Here is a 22,119-nt window from a genome sequence, read left to right as displayed (position 1 = left end):
CCGATAAACCACGCCACCCCAAGACACCTAGGTACCTGACGGATACCTACTTATCTCTAATTTTTGCGTCTGCTCGCAGCCAAAACGCTCAGCATAGCGGCCGCGAGTGCCACAACAACCGTGAACAACGGTAGGGAACCGACAACGGCACCGGTCTTGACCAGTTTCTTGGCGCCATCGGCTTTGACGTTATTCTTCTGCTGTTGCTTGTTGCCTTGATTCTTATCACCGGGCTGCTTGTCATTGGGCGTGACGGTATTGTCAATAGGCTGTGTCCCGTCGCCGGGATTCGTCGAGCAAGGCACTTCGGCAGTGGCGATGCCACGGCCTTGCGGCAACTGCCTGACACCCCAGAACGCGGCCTTGCCGCCACGAACCGTCGCGTCCGGGCCGTTGTCGGTGAACACATCGCCGCCGAGACCCGAGAAGAAGACAACATCATGGCCGGTCTCATCGGTCTGATAGCCCACCGTAGCCGAATACGAACCGTGCAGCTTGGTGGCCTCGGGAGCGGAGGTGACGTTGAGCGTCACCTTGCGACCCTTGACCTGCCAAGTGCCGGCGATGCCGGTGCCGGACAGCGAGCCATCGGCGTTGAGCGTCACCGGCACCGCGTGGTAGATGGCCTGGCTCGTCAACCCGCCGCCAGCGTAGAACGACACCGGGTTATGCACCACGAAGTTGTAGGTTCCCGCCAACGCGGAAGCCGTATACGACGCATCGCTCGTTACCTCGCCGGACTTCTCGAACGGCGCCATGACCAGCCATCCGTCGGAGGAGACCATCGGCTGCACGCGCACCTGGTGCTCTTCGAGATTGCCTTCGGTACGCACGAAGCGGGTGTGGTACACGTTGTAGACGGATCCGTCGGAATCGGTGACGATGGCGTTGCCGCCCTGCGAGGTCTTGACGTTCTCGCTGCCCGGCTGGTCGTAGGAGCTCAGGATGCGCAGACCACGGTTGAAGGCCTTGTCGTCAGAAACCTTCTGCGTGTAGACCGCGGCATTGCCGTTCTGGTCGAGATACGGTCCGGTGATGGACTTCGAACGGAACTCGCGCATCTGATAACCGCCAGTCTGCGTCAGACCGCCGTAGGAAAGCATGAGGTGCCAGTAACCGTCGGCCTTGGCCAGCGCCGTGCCTTCTCCCGAATTACCGTAGCCGCCGGCCAGTTTGTGGCCATAATAGGCATCGGAGACGTTGGCCTTGGTCTGGTAGGTCGTGTTGTAGTCACGCAGACCGGTAGCCGGATCGAGCTTGAGCATCCAGATGCCGCCGAACCACGAGCCGAACGCCATCCACATATCGTTGCCATCATATTTCACGCTGGCATCGATGGCGTTGATCTCGGTATCGGTGGGTGACAGATAGCGGCTAAGATCGGCATGTTCACCAAGCACACGGGGCACATCGGTGAGCTGTTTCGTCGACTCGCGGAAACCGGAATAAACGACGGGTCCCACATAGGTCCAGTCGCCCTCGATGTCATCGGCGGTAAGCAGCACAATCACGGACCTGAAATTATCGCCGTTAACCGAGAGATACATGCACCACTTGTGCATGGTCTTGTTCCAGATGACCTCAGGAGCCCACATGTTGCCAGTCACGTCCGGATTCGAATCCTGCTTCGACCACTCGTTGAAGATCGGGTCGAGCACCTGATGATAATTCGTCACGAGGTTGTTGCTGAAATACTGCCAGTGCTGCAGATCGGTGCTCTTGGCGAACGCGCGGTGCGAACCGAAAATGTAGTACTTGCCGTTGGCCTTGACGATCGAGGGATCATGCGAGGTCACGCGGACATGGGTCGTGTCGTTGCCGGCAGACAGCGGCTGAATCGCCAGGGTGAATGTCTTAGTGACCGGCGTGCTCAGCATACGTGTCGTCGCCTCGGAGACCGTAGCGGTCAACTCGACCTTCTGGGCGCCGCCGCAATCCGGACGGGTGACCTTGGCTTCATAGCTTCCAGCATCGCTGGCATCGCTCATATCCTGAGCAGACACCTTGGATGCATTGTCGGCAATGGACACCAACTTGGTATTCGAAGATTTCCACGTGACATTGCCGGTGAAGTCATAGGCGGAGATGCTCATCGTCGAAGGCAGCAGCAAGTCGCCACGGACGTTGTTGGCATCCACGTTCTCGCCCAGCGACACGCTGTCGGCAACCTTCTGACGGAACTGTGCGTCATTGAGCACCTTGGGCACCAACACCTGGAAGGACTTCGTCACCGTTTTCGACGGGGACGCCATACCTGCGGCGGGCGTGAGGGTGGCAGTCAGATTGACCGTTGTATCTTGGGCGGGCAAGGTAACCTTCGCCTTGCCGGTCGCATTGTTGACCGCGATGGCGCCGTTGTCCGAGCTCCAGGTGATCGAAGCGTCTGCCGTGGATGTCGGCAGCGTGAAATCGGCATTGGCGGTCTGCGGCACCTTGAGCGCCGAGGCCTCGCTGCCAAGCAGATCATCGACGCCTTCGCTCGGCAGGGTCTTCGCAATCTGCCGCGGGGTCATCGCGCCGTCATAGACGGTGAACGAACGCACCGCGCCATGGAAGAACGCATCGCCCACACCAGGGTAACGCGACTGGCCGATAACGTCGTTGGTCTGGTCGGCGAACTTGGAGATATCGGCGGTGATCTTCGAAGAACCGACCTCACGGCCGTTGATATAGAGCTTGGCGGTCTTCGTGCTGCCGTCGATTGTTGAAGTCAACGTCTGGAACTTATCCATTGAAAGGTTTTCGCCGGCGGAGAAGAACGTTTCACCGTCACCATTGCCCTTCGAAGTGACCGAGGCATAGAGCGAAGTATGCGTCGAGGCGGTCCACGAGCCCTTGCCTGACTGTCCGGTGCTGCCCAGCGACCACAGATAGGTCCATTGAGCCCCGCTGCTGTTGAATTGGTCGTTCTTCACCACGGTGGAGACGGTGGCGGAGTTGTGGCCCTTGAGGATGTTGTCAGGCAGCTTCACATAGTAGTTGCCGTCCATCGCCAAGGACTTGTCGTTGAACGTGCCGCCCGTAGGTGCAGCGCCGTCTTTGGTAATCGTCGCCGCGCCGAGTGCGGAGCCGGACACCGCGTTGTTGACCGAAGACGCGCCGTTGGCCGCGTCAGAAAAATTATAATCCACGATTTTCTGCGGATCGCTTCTCGTCTCTACTGTCGAGCGCCCATCTCTGGTCACCGACTTGACAGGGCCAGCATTGGCACTGGTCACACCGACCATGCCCACCAGCATCGATGCAGCCGCGAGTAACGCGCAACATCTGCCGGCCCTTTCCGACATTCGTGTCACCATTGAATTCTCCTATCATCATTGCTCTTCAGACCGGCTGGCAAGACGGCATTCACGACGACAATCGGAATATACATCGTTGTAAATTTGCCCATCAACCTTCTGCCTTCTCCAGAGCGATTTTTTGGACAACAGGCTTCATAGCCAGTCGCCACGGGATTACACACCACTATCGCGTATCCCGTGGCTATCATTCTACAACGTTAGAAACGTATTACTTACAGTGTTTTCCCGTATTCTTCGACCACTATGCCTTACGATGCGTGGAGTCTCGGACAACCAACGTGGATGAAACCTTACGGAAAATGGTGCCGCCATCGACAGCGCCCAGCGGGCTGATGCCATCGATGCGATTTTTCAGGACCCGCACGGACAGACGGGCGACGGCCTCGAGACCGGGCGCAATCGAGGTCAAAGGCGGTGAAAGGTACTGGGAATCGTCGGAATTGTCGAACCCGATCACCGACACGTCATCGGGAATCCTCAGGCCACGCATCTGAATGGCATGCATGGCACCCGAGGCGAGCATGTCGTTCAAGGCGACCACACCGTCCAGTTTGACACCGCTATCGAGCATGTGGTTCATCGCATCCACCCCATCGACACGATGCCACATCCCCGCCGGCGCCACCAAACGCTCGTCAAAGTCAATGCCGTTCTCTTCCAACGCTTCCTTGTATCCTTGGAAACGCAGGCCCGCGGAGCCAACCTTCTCCCCGGGATGCACACCCAGTACCGCGATCCTGCGGCATCCGGTCTGGATGAGATAGGACGTGGCGCGTTTGGCGCCCTCGACGTTCTCAGTGGCGATATGATCCACCGAATCGGTGAAGATCCGCTCTCCGATGAGCACGAGCGGATAATCGACGGCGAGCTGTTCGGCATCGTCCTGCCCGAGCTCCAAGGGGCTGAAAATCACGCCGTCGAGCATGGAAAGCCGCCTGCCGTGCAACGCTTCGATCTCGCCTTCACGCGAATAAAGCGTCGGCTCCACAATGACCTGCAGCCCCAGCTTCTTGGCCTCGCCGATGACCAGCGAGGAGAGCTGGGCAAAATACGGCAGTTGCAGATCGGGGATGATCAGCGAGATAACGCCGGTCTGCCCGCGCCGCAGGTTGCGTGCCGAGACGTTGACCACATACCCCAGTTCGTCAATGGCCTTGTTGACCTTTTTACGTGTGGTATCCGAAACGAACTGGTAGTCATTGACAACGTTGGAAACGGTTTTGATCGAGACGCCGGCGGACGCAGCCACCTCACGCATCGTAACAACATGTTGTTCGCCGGTTTTACCCACTTTGCCGCCATTTCGAGTAGCTTTCATATTCGCGCTCCCCCTACTGCCCTACTTCAGACTACGTCCATTGTCCACGCACTACGCCACGGTAATTTTCATCGATATACACGTCGAGGCGTCATCGAGTTCCTCGCTTTTCTGCATGTCGAGTATCGGCATACCATCCACGCCCCAGTGTACACGTCGCACCTGCGCATCCCGGCCGCCATATCGGCCGTTGGCGTATTCCGCGGCATGGAAAACGTAGAGCGGATTGCCGTCCTCGTCAGCCGACCACATGCCATGTCCGGTTCCCAATTGCCATTCATTATTATATATTCCCGACTTCTGAAGCGGGCAGCCGAGCTTGTTCCATGTCTGCGGATCAAGCAGATCGGCTCCGACACCGGCGGGGGCGGTGGCCAAACCGGTGGTGTAGTCGATGCCGACCAATGAACCGGAATAGATGAGCCAGAGCGTGCCATCGTGCTCCACGACGTTGGGACCCTCGGCAATGGCGTTGTCCCAAGCGAATTCAGGGACGACGATCTGCCTCGGCGAACTGGTCAGACGCGTGGGATCGGCCGGATCGAACGAGGCTATCCAGACACTGCCGATCTGCTGCCAGGCGTAGTACCAACGACCGGAATCGGCAAAGACCGTCATATCAAGGCTGATGCCCTGCACCGGATTCAGCTCCTCGCCTTGTGGTCCGCGGATCGGCCGCGGCGCATCCCAGTTGGCGGGTTCACGTGGATCGAGATCACGGCCGTCACCATCCTGGCCAAGCTGCATGATATGGCAGCTTCCGGTCCACATATCCGGCTTGCCGGCCCGATCGTTGACCGTCCCGTCCGCCTTGCGTTCAGGACCGTCGAAACACGGCATGAACAGAATCGAGAGCCTGCCGCCGATGATGTGCAGCTCAGGGGCCCAGAAACAGCCGGTCATCTCACGTCCCTCGCTGTTGCGATCGCCGCGTTTCAAAAGGTCGATCTCCCGCTCTCGTCCGCCCGCGGCATCAGAAAGCTCGGCAATGGTGCGGCCCACACGCAGCGGCATGTGGGTCTGCCCGCCGTTCGGGTCGATGCAGTTGCCATCGGTATCGTCGGTGGCGATGAACAGGAACAGCCGTTCGCCGTTGAAATCATAGGGGAACACCGACGGGTCGGCACGTTCGCGAGCGAAGGGGACAGGGTAGGTCTGCTGTCGCACCACACCGTCGATCGTCACCACTTGACCCGGCTTGAAATTGCCGGCGAGCGCATTGCGCCTGAATTGCGCAAGCTGCGCCTCGTCCCAATCGACCTTGCGCGTCGAATCCGAGCCGTCGGAGTACAGCAAATCGACGGTCTGGCGCCTGAACTGTTGCAAGGCATCGTCGAGGGCATCGGAAGAGGAAGGCGGCAACGCTTCACGGCTTCGGCGTTCGGCATCCGGCGCCGCCTTGCGCACATGTCCATCGACACAGACTCCGGCCGATTCCTCCTGCAGACCATCTTCATGCGTACGGGTTCCGCCGTACACCTTGCCTTCGGCAGGTACGAACGTCAGAGCGGGGCAGGCGACGCCGGTGTTGTAGATGCGTCCGAACCGGTCGGACAGGGCAATGGCATCGTCCACATCGATGTCGATGACATTGCCGGGCACACAGTCCGCAATATCGACCGATCCGGCCTGCCCGCCCTGGTAACCGGCCTTCTCGCAACCACCTTCATCCTGAAGCCCGCCAACGCCACCGACAGACACGGCCTCATCCACCGCGACCACTCCGTCGAGCGCATCCAAGAGATCGCCGACATGCGCCGTACGCCATCGCCCGCCATCGTCATACCAGGAAATCGCATACCCGCCAGCATCGGCGAGCGCAGCCACCTGCGGGCGATGCACGCCCTCGTCGGTGTCCAACGTCACCATGCCCAGCTGCTCATAATTCAGCAGATCCGGGCTTCGGGCCAGCAGGAACGAACACCGTTCAGATCCATCGGCTGCACCACCACGGGCGGTACGCGTGGCGGCAATGCCATAGCCCGCATCCGACCAACGGAACAGATATGGGTCCACAAGGCTTTTGAGCGTGATGTCGACATCCGGCATCAACGCGTCAAGTTTTACGGCACCGCTGGGCACGTAGCCGACGGGGCCTGCCTCCGGACGAAAACGGCGTGAGGCGGTGGCCGCGCCTCTCGCCGCCTGCGGCACTCCCGCACGAGGCACCCCGGCAGCGAAGAAAATGCCGTAGTTGCCATTAAGCGGCTCCCACCTGCCGGTGACCGGTGAGCGCAGGGCGAGATGCATGCTCAACGCGACGTCCGCATTGTTGGCGTGTTCGCGGCCGGTCGGTTTTCTGGTATAGCAAAGCAACGAATAACGATGCGAATCAGACATTTTGTCCTGCATTTCAGATTCTCCCTTGACGTGTCTGAAGTTACAACGATGTACACTAGTATACGACGTTACAACGTTGTAAAAGACGCAATGCCGCCGTAAGTAGGAAGAAGGAGTACCCGCACATGACAACAACAAGGACGATACGACGTGGCCTGGCTGGAATTCTGGCGGCCCTCACCCTCGTCGGGACACTGGCCGGATGCGGAAGCGCGAATACGAGCACAGGCGCATCGAACGGCGCCGCGTCGCCGACCAGCACACTCAATTCGGCGGGCAAACACATCAGCCGCGTCTCCGTGCACGACCCTTCCGTCGTGAAAGCGAACGGGAAATACTATGTATTCGGCTCACACCGCGCCTGGGCGAAAAGCAATGACCTCGTCAACTGGCACTATTTCAAGAACAACCTGAGCCGCGACTACGAGAAGATCTTCGCGGATATCTGGAAGGCCTGGCCCAAGCAGGCCGCCAATCCGGATGTCAAAGGCAACATGTGGGCACCGGACGTGGTGTGGAACCCGAGCATGAACAAGTGGTGCATGTACCTTTCCCTGAACGGGGCCAATTATCAGTCGGTCATCGTGCTGCTGACGGCCAATAACATCGAGGGCGACTGGACCTACGTTGGCCCCGTGGTCTACTCCGGGTTCAACGATGCCGACAAAGACAAGACCGACGTGCCGCGCGTGCTCGGCGAAAGCGCCGACATCGGCCGTTACCTCTCCGCCGACGACACCGAGATCAACGCCATCGACCCAAGCGTCAAGGCCGATGACAACGGCGACATGTGGATGACCTTCGGCTCCTGGTTCGGCGGCATGTGGATGTTGAAGCTCGACAGCAAAACCGGCCTGCGCGATTATGCGAAGACCTACCCGACCATCACCGACCAGTCCGACGGCTACTACGGTGTCAAGCTCGGCGGCGGATACGGCAACTCGGGAGAAGGCTCCTACCTGTTGCATACCAACGGCTGGTGGTATCTCTTCACTTCCTACGGCCATCTCGAGCAGACCGGAGGCTACCAGATCCGCATGTTCCGCTCGAAGTCCATCACCGGACCTTATCTCGATGAAAACGGGAACCCGGCCGTCTCGACCAGCGCCGAGGCCAATAACTGGGAAGGCGACACCGGAGTGCGACTGATGGCCTCCACCGTTTGGAGCGGCACGGACAAAAAGGATATCGAGGTTTCCCAAGGCCACAACTCCGCCCTGGCGGACAGCGATGGCACCGACTACCTCATCTACCACACCCGTTTCTCCGACCGCGGCGAGACCCACGAGATCCGCACGCGCCAACTGCTGCCGACCGCCGACGGCTGGCTCACCGCAGCGCCGTACGAATACACCGGCACCAAGGCGAAGGCCAAGGGCTACCCGGCAAGCAAGCTCGCCGGCACCTATGAGTTCGCCATGCAGAACCCGAACACCTATTTCAAGGGGCCCAAGCGTCCGACCGACAAGAAAAGCACCGATTATAAAGGCATCAACCAGGCCAAGGACATCAAGCTCACGGCCGACGGCAAAGTCAGCGGCGACCGCACCGGAACGTGGAAGGCCGAGCCGGGCAGCAACAGGCTGACGATCACGCTTGACGGCATCACCTACCAGGGCGCGTTCGCTTTGCTGCCGCGCGACAAGGACGGCAAGACGGTCATGACCTTCTCGGCCATCGGCGACAACATCTGCGTCTGGGGATCTCAGAGATAACACCGAGTTTCTATCGCTTGTCGGCATACGCAACATCGAAATGGCGGAATTCCAACGTTTTCATTGTTGTATATGCCGATATGCGATTATTGAAGGAGTTCATCAATGGCTATTTCAACGATTACTACACGACGTCTGCCGGTACGGGTGCCTCATACGCCGCAGGGGTTCTTTGAATTCCCGTTGCCCAAAGGGCGCGTGCCGATTCACGACCCGGCCATCGCCGAGGAGAACGGGGTCTACTATCTCTTCGGCACGCACCGGCGTTTCGCCCGCAGCACCGACCTCGTCAACTGGGAGCCGATGAGCAATAATCTCACCGACGATTTCGAGACACTGCTCGGGCCGATTTGGCAACAATGGCCACAAATCGGCTTGAATGGTTCGCCGCTTTCCGGCAATACCTGGGCGCCGGACGTCATCTTCAACCCGACGATGGGCAAGTGGTGCATGTACCTTTCCGTCAACGGCGAGCATTACCAGTCGGTCATCGTCCTCTTGACCGCCGACCATCTCGAAAACGACTGGACGTATGTGGGGCCGGTGGTCTATTCCGGATTCAAACCCGACAACGTCAAGAAAACCGACGTACCGCGCGTGCTTGGCGACGAAGCGTCAGGGCCGCTGACACGCTACCAGTCACTCAAAGACTCGCATATCAACGCCATCGACGCGGCACCGGTGATCGACGAACGCGGCGACATGTGGATGAGCTTCGGATCGTGGTTCGGCGGACTCTGGATGATTAGGCTCGACCCGAAAACCGGACTGCGTGACTACACGACCACCTATCCACTTGTCCACGATGCGAGCGACCCGTATTACGGTATCAAAATCGGCGGGGGCTACAGCAACTCCGGCGAAGGCTCTTATTTCCTCAACGCCAACGGCTGGTGGTATCTCATGCTCTCCTACGGCGGGCTCGGTAGGACGGGTGGCTACCAGATCCGTGTCTTCCGCTCGCGCAACCTCACCGGGCCTTACCTCGACCAAGCTGGCAATCCTGCGATTTCCCACGGCGAAATCGCTGACAATTGGACCGGCAAGGCCGGCGTGCGGCTACTCGCCTCGGTCGCATGGAGCGGCGGGTTCACCAAGGCCGGCCAGACCACGAATCCGACGAATCCGGACGGCAAGGACGAGACCACCCAGCCCGATTGGGACGATGTGGAGATCTCGCAGGGCCACAACTCGGCGCTGATGCGCGAGGATGGGCGGATGTTCATGGTCTATCACACCCGCTTCATCGGCCGCGACGACAACGACTACGAAACGCGCGTGCGTGAGCTCTACGCCACCGATGACGGCTGGCTGGTCGCCGCACCTTACGAATACTCTGGAGCTGTCGGCATTGCACCGCATAACCCCGCTGAAATCGCCAGCATCGCCGGAGACTATGAGCTGACCGTCCTTCGTCAGGACACTTACTTCGACGGCACACACGACGAAAACGGGCACTGGCACGGAGTCAATACCCCCGTACATATTCGGTTGCATTCAAACGGACGCGTAAGCGGGGAGGATCCGCGCACGTTGGCATCAGCCGGCATCATCGGCAATAACGCATCCGTCACCGCGACGGACGGCAACATCACCTGCGGCCAGTGGCGACTTTCAGGCAACGGGCATACATTGGACCACCGCGGCAAGGGCGGCGCCGGGACCGGTGACATCTGCGGCAACGGCTCGATGCGCATCACGCTGGGCACAACCACTTACACCGGCGTCTTCGCCGTGCTGCCGCGCGAGTCCGACGGCAAGCCGGCCATGACCTTCTCCGCGCTCGGCAACAACCTCTGCATCTGGGGTGCACGACAGTAGCCAAACACAAAGGTCGGCCGATAGCTATACAGAAACGCTGGAATTCCGCTATTCCTGTATGACTATCGGCCGACCTGTATATCAACTAACGGATGTCGAGGAAGACACGCATCTCGTTTTCGCCGCGATTGGCCCACGCGAAATACGGAATCAGCGTGGCCGTCACCGGTTTGCGCTTTGCCGGCTGCCAACGGGAGTACAACGGACTCCTTACTGTCGCCACCGAGCCGGTACTTGAATCTTGCGTCTTGTCGGTTGTCTCCGTATCATCATCGCGCCAGGCGGGAACCTCGAGCCTGACCATCGACCGTGTCACCGGCTCGACCTCGCCGGTGCCTTTGGCGTCGATTCCCTGCGCCCCTGCATGGAAATCGAACGTCCGCACGGTCACGTTTTCGGCGTTGGCACCCACCTTGCCGGCATCGACATGGAGACGATGCAACTGGTCGCCGTTGTCGTGTTCCTCGGCGCAATAGACGATCGGGCCGCGCATAAAGGCGACCTTGCCCGCATCCTCGCTGACCTTCGGGTTGGCCGCGACCATATTCACCGGCATCGGGAAATCGAACGTCACACTATCACCCTCGCGCCAAGTGCCGGAAAGGTAGAGGTAGCCATCGCGAATCTCGCGCGTGATATCACCGGATTTCTCGCCGCTTGCCGACACCGTATTCGCAACGTCCCCGGCATTGCCTGCCCAGGAAGGCAGGCGGAAGGCCAATGCCATCGCCGCTCGATCAACCTGCGAACCGTCAATATGAACACTGGCCCTAGCCTTGCCGCTCCACGGCAGTTCGGAGGTCATGGCCAGACGCACCGACGCAGAACCCACTTCGAAGGTTGTGTCCCCTCCGATATACAGGTGCGTGAACAGCGTGGTTCCATCGTCGGAAAGGGTGTGGGCGTATTCCTGCACGCTTTCGACCAGCCGCGCGATATTCGGCGGGCAGCAGGCGCAGCCGAACCACTTTTGCCGCACGTCCTTGACATGCTCGAAACGCACGTCGTGATTGCGCGAGGTCTCTGGACGCACCTCAAGCGGATTGACGTAGAAGAAACTCTTGCCGTCCAACGCCATGCCCGCCAGCGCCGTGTTGTAAAGCGCCAGCTCCATCACGTCGCCGTACTCCCCTTTCGGCTCCAGCTCGAGCATCCGACGCGCGAAGAAGACGAGCGCGATCGCCGCGCAGGTTTCGGAATAGGCCAGGTCGTTGGGCAGGTCGTAGTCATAGGAGAACGACTCGCCGACTGCCGTGCCGCCCACACCGCCGGTGATGTAGAGCTTTCTGTCGACGATGTTGCGCCAGATGGCATGGATGGCCTCGTTGAGCTTCTTGTCGCCGGTCAGCCGCACCACGTCGGCGACACCGGAGTAGAGGTAGCCGGCGCGCACTGCGTGACCCACGGCTTCGCGCTGGTCAGCCACCGGCTCATGCGCCTGATAATAGGCGTAGGGCTTGGGCCAGTTGTCGTTCGCCACAAACGGCGTGCCGTCGTGTTCGGAGCGAGCGTGGTCCTCGGCCTCGAAATAGAGCGGCGAGGTGCCGCGCTGGTGGACGAAATATGAGGCCAGGTCAAGATATCGACGCTTGCCGGTCGCCTCGGCAAGCCGGACCAGCGCCATTTCGGCGATCTCATGGCCCGGATAACCATGCAATTTGCCGGGATCCGTGCCGAAAACGGAAGCGACGTAGTCCGCGAAACGCTCGGCGGCGTGCAGCAGTTCCGCCTTGCCGGTGCCCTGATAATAGGAGACCGCACCTTCGATCAGATGGCCCATGCAGTAGAGCTCATGGTGGTCTTTGAGGTTGGTGAAGTGCCGGTCCATGCCGTTGAGGATGTAATAGGTATCGAGATAGCCGTTGGGCTGCTGGGCGGCGCAGACGATGTCGATCGCACCGTCGGCCGTCGCCTCGAGCTCGGCGTCGGGATGGTGTGCCAGCGAATAGCCGACCGCCTCGATCCACTTGGAGAAATCCGTGTCCTGGAAGACGAATCCGTAGAATTTGTCGGCATCGGGATGTGCCGGATCGTCGGGTAGCACGTTGAATCCACGGTCGGTGTAAGTTGGCGGCGTGTATGCCTTCCCGCCGGCCTTCGCGTCGTTCGCACGCTGGTTCTGCGCGGCCGCGGCCTTGAAATTGTGCATGCAGTAGCTCGGCGAGGCGCCCGGTACCTGGTCGTTCAGCGCACGCCACTGGAATGGCAGCACCTGCGTGCGCACCAGCTCCTGTTCGGCACCCCAGAAGGCGTCATCCACCGTCACATCCTTGAACGGCAGCGGTTTGCTGTGCGTGGCAACCAGGGAATCTTTCTTTAAAGTGCATTCGTTACAGGATTTGTTATTCATCATCGTCATTGAAACCACATTCCCTCGTACCGAACTCAAGCTGCCAATCAAAGGAGAGGCACCAGCTTCTGCTGCTAGGTTGTCTACTCGATCGCTCCACATAACGAACGCGATGCCTACTCCGATTCTTATCTTACCTGTACATCAATCAGAAGAAAAGATGCACCAGGAAAGGAATCAACCCGTTCAAAGGGCCGAGTATCGCGTGAAAAGCACCGATAAGAGGGCCAACAATAGGTCCGAACATCAAAATCACCTCCTTCCATTAAATCGACAACACGCCGTTTTATATCATAAAAGACTGGACATTAACGAAATATCATCATCTATACGTTTTAACTTCGCTCTCGACGCCTCAGCCCACTCACTTCAGCTTGAGAGCGGCAGTGTAGATGGCCTTACGGTTCGGCAGCGAGCCATCAGGAAGCGGATGTTCCTTGACCACTTCGGCGATGGCGTCCTTGATACGCTCGTCGGTTTTGGCGGAACGCTCGACGGCGAGCGCAGCCAGATCATCGACACTCAGGACCGTCGCCGTCGCTTCGCCCGCCTTCAACGCTTCTTCCTCGCTCGCGCCGCCGATGACCAAGACGATTTCGCCGCGCGGCGGGTCGTCGACCACCGACTGGTGGATTTCGGCGATAGTGCCGCGGCGGATCTGCTCGTAGTCCTTCGTCAACTCGCGGCACAGGGCCATCGGGCGATTCGGGCCGAACATTTCAAGCAAATCATCCATTGTCTCGGCGATGCGGTGCAGGGTCTCGTAGAAGACGATCGTGCGCCGCTCACCCAGCAAGGAGCGGAAGCGCTGGATGCGTTCGCCCCGCTTGCGAGGCACGAACCCCTCGTAGCAGAACCGGTCGGTCGGCAGGCCGGAAAGCGCGAGCGCGTCAAGCACCGCTGACGGGCCGGGAGCGCAGGTCACCGGCAGGTCGCGCTCGATGGCGCGGCGCACGATGGCCACGCCCGGGTCGTTGACAGTGGGCATGCCCGCGTCCGAAACCACCAAGACGGTCGCCCCGCGTTCGACCTCGTCCAAGAGACCGTCGGCCTTCGCACGTTCGTTGTGGTCATGGTTGGCCACCACACGCCCGCCGACATGCACGCCGAGCCGGTTCGCCAGATCGTAAAGCCGTCGCGTGTCTTCCGCAGCGACGATATCCGCGCGCTCAATCAGCGCCCGCAGCCTAGCCGAAGCGTCGCCGACATTGCCGATCGGCGTCGCCGCCAGCACCACCGTTCCGCGCGGAATCTCGACCATCACGCCGTTCTGCGCCATGTTCTGCTCGCCGGCCTCGTGTTCCGTCGCGTCGCGGACGACGGTTTCATATTCCTCGGATTCCATATCACTAGTCTGCATACTTCAAGTATCCACCACCGCGATGACGCAGGACGTCGAACCGTCTGGCAAGCTTCCTAAAATCCAAGGTAGACGCCGGCACCGCGTATACATCGTGAGAAGTACCAACATACGCAGGCGATCGGCCACGGAAGAAGGGACATCATGCAATACATCACCAAGACCATCAAGGGCATCGATGGCAGTGAGGCAAGCCTGACCGGCTACATCATCGACAATTCCAAGGAAATCGACCCGGATCGACGCCGTCCGGCGGTGCTCATCTTCCCCGGTGGTGGCTTCAACAAGGTCACCGACCGCGAGGCAGAGCCCATCGCAATGATGGCGCTTGGGGCCGGTGTGCAGGCGTTCGTGCTGCGCTACTCCATCGCACCTTCGCGCTATCCGGTGCAGATGCTTGAGGGCGCCGAAGCCATGAAGCTCATCCGCGACAACGCCAAGGAATGGCACGTCGATCCACAGGCCGTCACCGTCATCGGTTTCTCCTGCGGAGGTCAGCTCGCCGCGTCGATGGCCACCACCACCGGCGATGACGTCATGCGCGCCAACGGCTACGATCCGGACGCGGTGCGCGCCAACGGTCTGGCGCTGGGCTACCCGGTGCTGACTGCCGGCGAATACCGCCACGAAGGCACCATCACCAAGCTGCTTGGAGACAAGAAGAGCGACCAGAAGATGCTCGACGAGATCTCCTGCGAGAAGCACGTCGACGCCAAGACCGCGCCGACCTTCATCTGGCAGACCATCACCGACGCCGTGGTGCCGGTGCAGAACTCGCTGCTCTTCATCAACGCCTGCGTCGAAGCCGGGGTGAGCGTCGAAGCGCATCTCTTCCCGCAAGGTCCGCATAGCCTCGCCTTGGCTACCACCGAGACGGCCGCCGCTGGTAACGCCGCGCAGATCGAGCCGAGCGCCCAGGTCTGGCCGAGCCTTTGGGCCGCGTGGATCAAGCGCAATTTCGCAAAATAGCAAAATCCACGGGGTGGGCCAACCGGATAGCGAGTTTAATCAAAACCGATAAAGCTTCATGCCCCATCAATCAGAATGGCGTCATACAGATAAAACCGTATGACGCCATTTATCTTGTCCGCAACAATACCAGCCGGATCAGCAACAAAAACAATCACGGTATAGGCTGTTCTGCAAACACAGTGAAACACAATCCCGGAAAACAAATATCAAGGATTCAGAATTCCTGTTTTGCCCCTCATCAAGGAAAAACGCAAAATGGTCAAATCCCGTAAAAATTCGTTGTATAATATATTTATTCGAACAAATGTTCGAGGAAGGAAACGGGATGCAGGAGCCCACCATGGCAGACATCGCCGACTCGGCCTATCGCTTAGGCATCCCCACGAGCCTGTTGTTCGGCATTGTCTATGACTTTTACCGGCGAAACCTCAAGGAACCGGCACATGTCAGCGAAAACGACCATGGGAATGGGCCGCTCGCCGGTGAGATAACGACTCACTGACACGCGATGCACCCCGACGGCCTGTGATATCTGGTCGTCGCTCACCTTTTTTCTGGCCTTCTGCGCACGCAGCTCGGCGGCAAGCGCAGAGGCGAAGCTTTCCCCATAATCAGTCATGCCTTCAGTCTACCCGGAAGTTTCTCTCGAAGCACAATCTTGACATTTCATAACCGTTTGGTTACATTAATAACTGTCCATTAACAACAAGGAAGGTTATTATGACAGACAAAATGGTTCTCGCCACCCAGCAGTGGCTCAACAAGACCTATACGGGCCGACACGGATACAACCCAATCGCCGAGGACGGCAATACCGGCTGGCACACCATCTATGCGCTCACGCGAGCGCTGCAGATCGAGATGGGCATCAGCGAACCGTCCGACAATTTCGGCAACCAGACCCGCCAGAAGTACAACGCCAACCCAATCAGGAAACCCGCAACAGTTGCCACTACGAGCAACAAGTTCGCGATTCTGCAAGGAGCACTGTGGTGCAAGGGCTACGACACCAGGCAGCACGGGCATCTCGACAACCACTACGACGGCAACACCGCAAAAGCCGTAGCTTCACTAGAAGCAGACGCAGGCATCTCCGGAGACGGCACCTACGTAAGTGCCGACCTCATGAAGGCGCTGCTTTCCATGGACCAGTTCAGAATTCTGCCCAACTCCGACCAGCACATCCGCACATTTCAGCAGCACCTGAACGGCAGATACGGCACCTACGTCGGCATCATCCCTTGCGACGGAATCTATGATCGGACAACCAACAAAGCGGCAATCTATATGCTGCAGGCGCTGGAAGGCATGCCTGTCTCCGTGGCGAACGGCAACTTCGGCCCGTCCACACGAAGCAAAGTTCCGACGATCCCCTATACCGGCCATCAGACCGATTATGCGGGCCGCACCTACACCGGCGCAGCCATCGCGGAGTTCACCTACCTGCTGGCGGCGTGCCTGTACGTCAACGGCTACGGCGACGGCAACTTCACCAAATCCAGCTACCAGAGCGAAACCAGCCAGTTCCAGAAAAGCGTAGCCCTGTCCGTTGATGGCATCTCCGGCCTGGCGACCTGGCTAAGCCTGCTCATCAGCTGCGGCGACACCGGCCGCAAAGGACTCGCATGCGACACCCGGTTCGAAATCACCCAAGCTCATCTCGACACCCTTAAGGCCAACGGATACCAATACGTGGGTCGTTACCTTACCGGAGGAGACTTCAAGGAACTGCGCGAAGGGGAACTTGAACGCATCATCGGCGGCGGGCTCTCGGTATTCCTCATCTTCGAGGAAGGCTACAAGCTCAGCTATTTCACTGCATCACAAGGAAAGGCGGATGCAAAGAAGGCATCAGAGGCAGCATCCAAATTCCATATCCCCGAGGGCAGCGTCATCTACTTTGCAGTTGACTTCGACGCCTTGAATGCCGACGTCACCAGCAACATCCTTCCATATTTCGAGGCAGTGAATAATACAATTAGCCCGTATCGGACCGGCATCTACGGACCACGAAATGCATGCACACGAGTCGCCAAGGCCGGATATTCCGTCAGCAGCTTCGTGGCAGACATGTCCTCGGGCTTCAGCGGCAACATGGGCTACAAGATGCCCGCCGACTGGGCCTTCGACCAGATCTCGGACATCACCATCACTCACAACGGCGACAGCCTCGAAATCGACAACGACATTACATCTGGTTTCGCCAATGTCAGCTCAGTCCACAACCTAATCAGCAAGCCGGTTCCACACGTCCCAATCGTACACCAAACAGTCAATGACCTTAAGGTCAACGATAATCCTCGCGTACCACATGGCGGGAATATGGCCACCATGTTTACCGCGTACGTGAACACATGGAATGGGATTATTCCACTATACAGTAATTCCAACGGCGAAGGAACTACCATTGCTGACATCAATCCACGCGAAAGCTACATTGCGCGATTGAGCGGCCCAAATGTGATGGAAGCCTACGTGAGCGACAAAAAAGGAAACCTCGCGCACGGCTGGTACAAAAACCAGAACGTCACCGGAGCAATCAACGACCCATACGAGCCCTGGCACGGGAAACAGGATAATTTCTTTAACCGGAACGCAAACGGATCAGCGCTCGTCTCTTCGGCACCGTCCATCAACATCCCCGTCCCCGACGGCAAAGCATATCGCGTTTTCACGCTCCGGCACCCGGCTTCTTGGCGATATGGCACCACCGGATCCCTGTCCACCATCCCGCAGGGCACACAAGTCGCCATCCCGACCGAGCCAGGTATCTCCGGCGAGCATTTCCCCCTGTATGTCGAATGCGACTATTGGCGTTCATCCGCCGGCGACACATGGAGCTCATTTGACTCAGGAGTCGGATACGTGGAATTCGGATTTGAGTACGGCTGCATGCCGGAAAACAGATTGCTCCAATAAACGAACACCGATATTCCATTAACAGAGTATCAATATAAAATGAATCTATGAAAAAGTATCATATGGAAGACGGCCAACGATTCATGGCCGTCTTCCTAATGCTCTGCTTGCTGCTATCTGAACTTTTATTCTCAACGACCGCGGAAGCTTCCAGCACCAGCAGAACAGCCCAATCCCTGACGGATATATCGTGTTCAGATTCCACACCCATCGATTTTGTCATTTCAAAGGATGAGAAAACCGGCTATCTTTTGAACGACAAAGGAACCGCCTGCAAGATAGACTTAGCGAGCATGCGCGTCATAGCCACGGCGCATCCGACCAATCATTTCCTCATTCAGCCTTATCCAGCAAGTCTGTCACCAGACGGCAAGACCATCTATGCTGGTGGTGACTCGCAGGGCATCATAGCACTTTCAACCACGGATCTTTCTTCAAAAATCATCCCGGCCAAGGGCAAATATTTTGAAATCTCACACGATGGCACCAAATTATTGGACCTTGAACCTATCGACGATGCCGGACACGTCAACCTGACAACTTTTGATGCCGTCACAGGACGGCAACTGACCTCATTACCCGTGCAAAGCCAGGAACCATTTACGCTTATTTCCGGCTATGCCTTGTCCCCAGATGATACACGATGGTACGTTGCTCTGATCAACAAAGACAATGCCGGAAACGTATCCGACAGCAAGCTCGCCTCACTAGACACCGCCACAGCTACCACTCGTATTATCAAACCAGCGTTGCCAACCACATTCAGCATCGGCGACAATGGCCAAAAACTTTATACCGTCGGCCGCACCAACCCTTCCAACATTTCCGTCCTCAACATGAAGACAGGTAAGACAAGTATTCTTCCATACAAGCTAAGTAACGATACCTCTACGATCCTAGTTGCACGACATGCACCGGAAATTAGCATTGCAACCAGCAACGGACCGGTTATCATCAACACGAACTCGAACCGTAAATTACTGGATAGAGCACCAGATAATAAAGATCTTAAAAGCTATGGCCCTTTTCTCTCCGACAATGGTAAGACCGCGTACACTCTAACCGTCAAGGAAAACGAAAGCCCACAGTGGGAGACTCTACAGACAGATAGCCTCACCGGATACGACACCTCTCTTATCCGGCCATTAAATCTATCCAGCACAACGCAGAAATGGTTCCGCACACTCGTGGGATTTTACGTTAACCAACGGAACACTACAGTCTATCTTGTACTGAGCAGCAATTGCTACGGAAAAACACAATTGGATCCGCAGGGCGAATCCGGCCCACCAGCCTGCGCATCCTTACAGAAAATCAACCTTGGGAAAAAAGACAAGGCAAAAACAGTCGCAGCGTCAAATATGAGCCAACCAAACATAAAAATGTCGTCCATCCTCATCATTACGACTCTTGTTATTGCTGCGATAATCATGATAGCCATTGTCTATCAAACAAGCCATCGGCCACCTCGCCACCAGAAACATCACCAGTAACTCTGATCCAACGTAATTGTGATTATCATTTGCACGATCGTCGTTTTTCGGCGACCACCATTGCTGCCATCAATCCACGCGAAAGCTACATTGCGCGATTGAGCGGCCCAAATGTGATGGAAGCCTACGTGAGCGACAAAAAAGGAAACCTCGCGCACGGCTGGTACAAAAACCAGAACGTCACCGGAGCAATCAACGACCCATACGAGCCCTGGCACGGGAAACAGGATAATTTCTTTAACCGGAACGCAAGCGGACACGAACTGATCCCGGCGCAAAAAACTCCCGACAAAGGACCTTTCGCCCTACCAACGGAACATTCTATTTTCACGTTGCGCCACACCGCATACTGGCGTCCAAGCAACACCAAAAACGACATTCAAACACGCACTTTGCCCAAGGGCACCCAAGTGGCGCTTCCAACAGACGGGAACATTGCCGGGAAACGCTACCCGCTGTACATTGAATGCGACTACTGGCGTTCATCAGAAAACGACACATGGCACCAGTTTGATCCTGACGGTACACCCGTGCCAGCAGGGTACCTGGAATTCGGCTTTGAATACGGATGCATGCCCGCACAGCACATGCTCACGTAGGAGACCACCAACCTACTTCGACACCATTGCAGGACTATCCTGTTCTTACATGAATCGAATCAGTAGCATGGCATACAGGGCCGTTACCGTCATCATTGCGATGGCGATGGCCCTGTTGCCGACTATTGCCGAAGCAACAACACAAGAAACGTCTTCTTCAGCTTCAATCGTCGCTGATGACGCATCTTGTATAGACGACACCGTAGCAGAATCTCAGATGGCACCACAAGGTGACCATTTTTACCTTTCAACCAGAAACGGAACGACATGCAACATCGCGCTGAGCACCATGTCGGTTTCCGGAATTAGCCACATTAAGGGAGAATCCACACAGACCCTGGGCGGCAATATGACACTTTCACCCGATGGCACAGTGCTGTACAACCGAGACAAAGACAACCTATACGCGATTCATACCACCGATATGCACACCAACCGGATTCCGGCGATAAGTGGGATATACGCGCTATCAAACAACGGCACACGGCTACTGTCATTGACAAAGCCGGACACCGCAGCCTCACCGGCAACATGGCAACTAGTGACTACCGACAGCGGAACCCATCAACAAATTCTTTCCATGCCCATACGAAGCGCCGAAGAGTTCACTCCCGTGGCGTCATGCTTGCTCTCCCCTGACGGGTCAAAGTGGTACATCATCGTTCAGGGGGAAGCGATCATACAAATCTGAAGAACATGACACTCGTCTCCATCAACACCAAAACAGGCGTCATGACCAGTATCTCCGAGATAGCCCTTGCTCCATTCGCCTCAGGGGACCACAGCAAAAAGCTCTATTTCAAAAATCCAGGACAGAAAACAATCATGGTTCTTGACACCAACACCGGAAAGTCCCATATTATCTTTAAAACCTACAAAGGCACCAGCAACTATATCTTCAGCGCAGCCAAAGACGCTCCCGGCCTGCTCATCGGCACCAACAAAACCATCGAGGTCATCGGCATCAACAATTCGAAGCCTTTTACACCCGTCACCAGGGAAAACACCCACACGGTCAGCGCAACTCTATCTGATGACAGAACGACCCTATACACATTTAATGCGATGAACGATGAAGACGGTTCCCCATCCACTCTCACAATGTATTACATTAAAAGCGGAAGACAGCGTAGCCAAGAACTCAATATACCCCACAGCATATTGACATCATTCCCCGATATCCAAGACCTCTATATCGACCATCAGGGGACTAGCTTATATGTTCTCTTCGCCGCAGGAGGGTACGGTCAAGGCCGAGCACCAGAGCGCAAGAAGCACCATTCCAGCTACGGGGCACTCGTCAAAGTCAATCTCAAGGCACCCACAACACCGGCCGCGCCGACCGCTTTCTCCGCACAGAAATCTCCCTTCGGCATCACCGCAATCGCCATCATCTCCGCCGCGGCACTGCTCATACTCGTTTCAAGCGTGATCATCATCGCCCGCCGCCGGAGAAGACATCGGTAACCTTCACATAACACCTTTCCCATGAGCAGAATCACATTTGCATGATTGTCGTTTTTTGGTTACAATAATAACTGAAAGGTTATCAATTATGGCAATGAACGACATTGACATCAACACAGATACAAACTCCACTCACGATAGAAACGAGAACGAAGATAAAGATTTCAAACCGACCTTCAGCAAAAGAACCCGCACAACCGTATATATCCTGTGCATGGTTCTTGGAATCATCTCCTATATACTCACCGTCACCACCTCGGCAATGAGTGCACCGGTCTGGCTGACCGTCACTTGCGCCACCCTCACCGCCGCGCCCGGCTACATCGCCGCTGCATTCGGCGTCCACTACGACGGCATCAACGCGTAGAACAATAAGCCCGTATCGGTTTGCGCGGTCTTGTTCGTTTTCGGTTAAGAATCTTGCTCATACACGTTTGGCCGATCACCCGATTGAGGTGACCGG

Annotated in this window: 15 protein-coding genes; 9 read left to right on the top strand and 6 right to left on the bottom strand. The window is 57.3% G+C overall.

Features of this window, described 5'->3' with window-relative positions:
- Nucleotides 1-56: 56 nt before the first annotated feature.
- The 3 genes from OZX64_RS00865 to OZX64_RS00855 all read right to left on the bottom strand — a co-directional run bounded on the left by OZX64_RS00865 (nucleotide 57) and on the right by OZX64_RS00855 (nucleotide 6,972).
- Entirely contained in the window at nucleotides 57-3,299 is a 3,243-nt protein-coding gene (locus OZX64_RS00865) for a family 43 glycosylhydrolase (RefSeq protein WP_277173122.1), read from the bottom strand.
- 244 nt (nucleotides 3,300-3,543) lie between these two features.
- Nucleotides 3,544-4,620, bottom strand: coding sequence for a LacI family DNA-binding transcriptional regulator (locus OZX64_RS00860; protein WP_277173120.1), 1,077 nt, complete (start codon nucleotides 4,618-4,620; stop codon nucleotides 3,544-3,546).
- Nucleotides 4,621-4,671: 51 nt separating this feature from the next.
- Nucleotides 4,672-6,972 (bottom strand): family 43 glycosylhydrolase, encoded by a 2,301-nt coding sequence (locus OZX64_RS00855; RefSeq protein ID WP_277173118.1) that lies wholly within the window; start codon nucleotides 6,970-6,972, stop codon nucleotides 4,672-4,674.
- Between the two features lie 113 nt (nucleotides 6,973-7,085).
- On the opposite strand from OZX64_RS00855, the gene OZX64_RS00850 reads away from it, so the two are divergent.
- A complete protein-coding gene (locus OZX64_RS00850; protein WP_277173116.1) occupies nucleotides 7,086-8,675 on the top strand; it encodes a glycoside hydrolase family 43 protein in 1,590 nt (529 codons plus the stop codon).
- 105 nt (nucleotides 8,676-8,780) lie between these two features.
- Nucleotides 8,781-10,496 carry a glycoside hydrolase family 43 protein gene (locus OZX64_RS00845; protein ID WP_277173114.1) on the top strand — a complete coding sequence of 572 codons (1,716 nt, stop codon included), beginning with the start codon at nucleotides 8,781-8,783 and terminating at the stop codon, nucleotides 10,494-10,496.
- A gap of 85 nt (nucleotides 10,497-10,581) precedes the next feature.
- On the opposite strand, the gene OZX64_RS00840 is transcribed toward OZX64_RS00845, so the two are convergent.
- The gene (locus OZX64_RS00840) at nucleotides 10,582-12,801 is read right to left on the bottom strand and encodes a beta-L-arabinofuranosidase domain-containing protein (RefSeq protein WP_277174915.1); all 2,220 of its coding nucleotides are present in this window, start codon (nucleotides 12,799-12,801) and stop codon (nucleotides 10,582-10,584) included.
- A gap of 409 nt (nucleotides 12,802-13,210) precedes the next feature.
- Nucleotides 13,211-14,206: a 16S rRNA (cytidine(1402)-2'-O)-methyltransferase gene (gene rsmI, locus OZX64_RS00835; RefSeq protein ID WP_277173111.1), complete on the bottom strand. Its 996-nt coding sequence runs from the start codon at nucleotides 14,204-14,206 to the stop codon at nucleotides 13,211-13,213.
- A gap of 144 nt (nucleotides 14,207-14,350) precedes the next feature.
- Here rsmI and OZX64_RS00830 point away from each other — a divergent pair, with 144 nt between their 5' ends.
- Nucleotides 14,351-15,175 (top strand): alpha/beta hydrolase, encoded by an 825-nt coding sequence (locus OZX64_RS00830; protein WP_277173109.1) that lies wholly within the window; start codon nucleotides 14,351-14,353, stop codon nucleotides 15,173-15,175.
- Between the two features lie 373 nt (nucleotides 15,176-15,548).
- Here the strand turns inward: OZX64_RS00830 and OZX64_RS00825 are convergent, their stop codons facing one another.
- Nucleotides 15,549-15,797 carry a helix-turn-helix transcriptional regulator gene (locus OZX64_RS00825; RefSeq protein ID WP_277173107.1) on the bottom strand — a complete coding sequence of 83 codons (249 nt, stop codon included), beginning with the start codon at nucleotides 15,795-15,797 and terminating at the stop codon, nucleotides 15,549-15,551.
- A gap of 101 nt (nucleotides 15,798-15,898) precedes the next feature.
- Here OZX64_RS00825 and OZX64_RS00820 point away from each other — a divergent pair, with 101 nt between their 5' ends.
- The 6 genes from OZX64_RS00820 to OZX64_RS00795 all read left to right on the top strand — a co-directional run bounded on the left by OZX64_RS00820 (nucleotide 15,899) and on the right by OZX64_RS00795 (nucleotide 22,023).
- Nucleotides 15,899-18,097 carry a glycoside hydrolase domain-containing protein gene (locus OZX64_RS00820; protein ID WP_277173105.1) on the top strand — a complete coding sequence of 733 codons (2,199 nt, stop codon included), beginning with the start codon at nucleotides 15,899-15,901 and terminating at the stop codon, nucleotides 18,095-18,097.
- A 47-nt stretch (nucleotides 18,098-18,144) separates the two neighbouring features.
- Entirely contained in the window at nucleotides 18,145-19,590 is a 1,446-nt protein-coding gene (locus OZX64_RS00815) for a hypothetical protein (protein ID WP_277173103.1), read from the top strand.
- A gap of 29 nt (nucleotides 19,591-19,619) precedes the next feature.
- Nucleotides 19,620-20,189 (top strand): hypothetical protein, encoded by a 570-nt coding sequence (locus OZX64_RS00810; RefSeq protein WP_277173101.1) that lies wholly within the window; start codon nucleotides 19,620-19,622, stop codon nucleotides 20,187-20,189.
- A gap of 49 nt (nucleotides 20,190-20,238) precedes the next feature.
- A complete protein-coding gene (locus OZX64_RS00805; RefSeq protein ID WP_277173099.1) occupies nucleotides 20,239-20,880 on the top strand; it encodes a hypothetical protein in 642 nt (213 codons plus the stop codon).
- A gap of 5 nt (nucleotides 20,881-20,885) precedes the next feature.
- Nucleotides 20,886-21,656 carry a hypothetical protein gene (locus OZX64_RS00800; RefSeq protein WP_277173097.1) on the top strand — a complete coding sequence of 257 codons (771 nt, stop codon included), beginning with the start codon at nucleotides 20,886-20,888 and terminating at the stop codon, nucleotides 21,654-21,656.
- Between the two features lie 88 nt (nucleotides 21,657-21,744).
- Nucleotides 21,745-22,023, top strand: a complete 279-nt coding sequence (locus tag OZX64_RS00795) for a hypothetical protein (RefSeq protein ID WP_277173095.1) — start codon at nucleotides 21,745-21,747, stop codon at nucleotides 22,021-22,023.
- Nucleotides 22,024-22,119: the final 96 nt, after the last annotated feature.

Source organism: Bifidobacterium sp. ESL0704 (assembly GCF_029392075.1).
GTDB lineage: Bacteria > Actinomycetota > Actinomycetes > Actinomycetales > Bifidobacteriaceae > Bifidobacterium.
Note: the sequence above shows the minus strand (reverse complement) of the source record. Positions and strands in the feature narration are given on the sequence as shown.

Excerpts from the sequence above, each read along its gene's own strand:
- OZX64_RS00795 (WP_277173095.1), top strand. The coding sequence starts at position 21,745 with ATGGCAATGAACGACATTGACATCAACACAGATACAAACTCCACTCAC.
- OZX64_RS00830 (WP_277173109.1), top strand. The coding sequence starts at position 14,351 with ATGCAATACATCACCAAGACCATCAAGGGCATCGATGGCAGTGAGGCA.
- OZX64_RS00850 (WP_277173116.1), top strand. The coding sequence starts at position 7,086 with ATGACAACAACAAGGACGATACGACGTGGCCTGGCTGGAATTCTGGCG.
- OZX64_RS00805 (WP_277173099.1), top strand. The coding sequence starts at position 20,239 with ATGAATCGAATCAGTAGCATGGCATACAGGGCCGTTACCGTCATCATT.
- OZX64_RS00865 (WP_277173122.1), bottom strand. The coding sequence starts at position 3,299 with ATGGTGACACGAATGTCGGAAAGGGCCGGCAGATGTTGCGCGTTACTC.
- OZX64_RS00845 (WP_277173114.1), top strand. The coding sequence starts at position 8,781 with ATGGCTATTTCAACGATTACTACACGACGTCTGCCGGTACGGGTGCCT.
- OZX64_RS00855 (WP_277173118.1), bottom strand. The coding sequence starts at position 6,972 with ATGCAGGACAAAATGTCTGATTCGCATCGTTATTCGTTGCTTTGCTAT.
- OZX64_RS00815 (WP_277173103.1), top strand. The coding sequence starts at position 18,145 with ATGAAAAAGTATCATATGGAAGACGGCCAACGATTCATGGCCGTCTTC.
- OZX64_RS00860 (WP_277173120.1), bottom strand. The coding sequence starts at position 4,620 with ATGAAAGCTACTCGAAATGGCGGCAAAGTGGGTAAAACCGGCGAACAA.
- OZX64_RS00825 (WP_277173107.1), bottom strand. The coding sequence starts at position 15,797 with ATGACTGATTATGGGGAAAGCTTCGCCTCTGCGCTTGCCGCCGAGCTG.
- OZX64_RS00800 (WP_277173097.1), top strand. The coding sequence starts at position 20,886 with ATGACACTCGTCTCCATCAACACCAAAACAGGCGTCATGACCAGTATC.
- rsmI (WP_277173111.1), bottom strand. The coding sequence starts at position 14,206 with ATGCAGACTAGTGATATGGAATCCGAGGAATATGAAACCGTCGTCCGC.
- OZX64_RS00820 (WP_277173105.1), top strand. The coding sequence starts at position 15,899 with ATGACAGACAAAATGGTTCTCGCCACCCAGCAGTGGCTCAACAAGACC.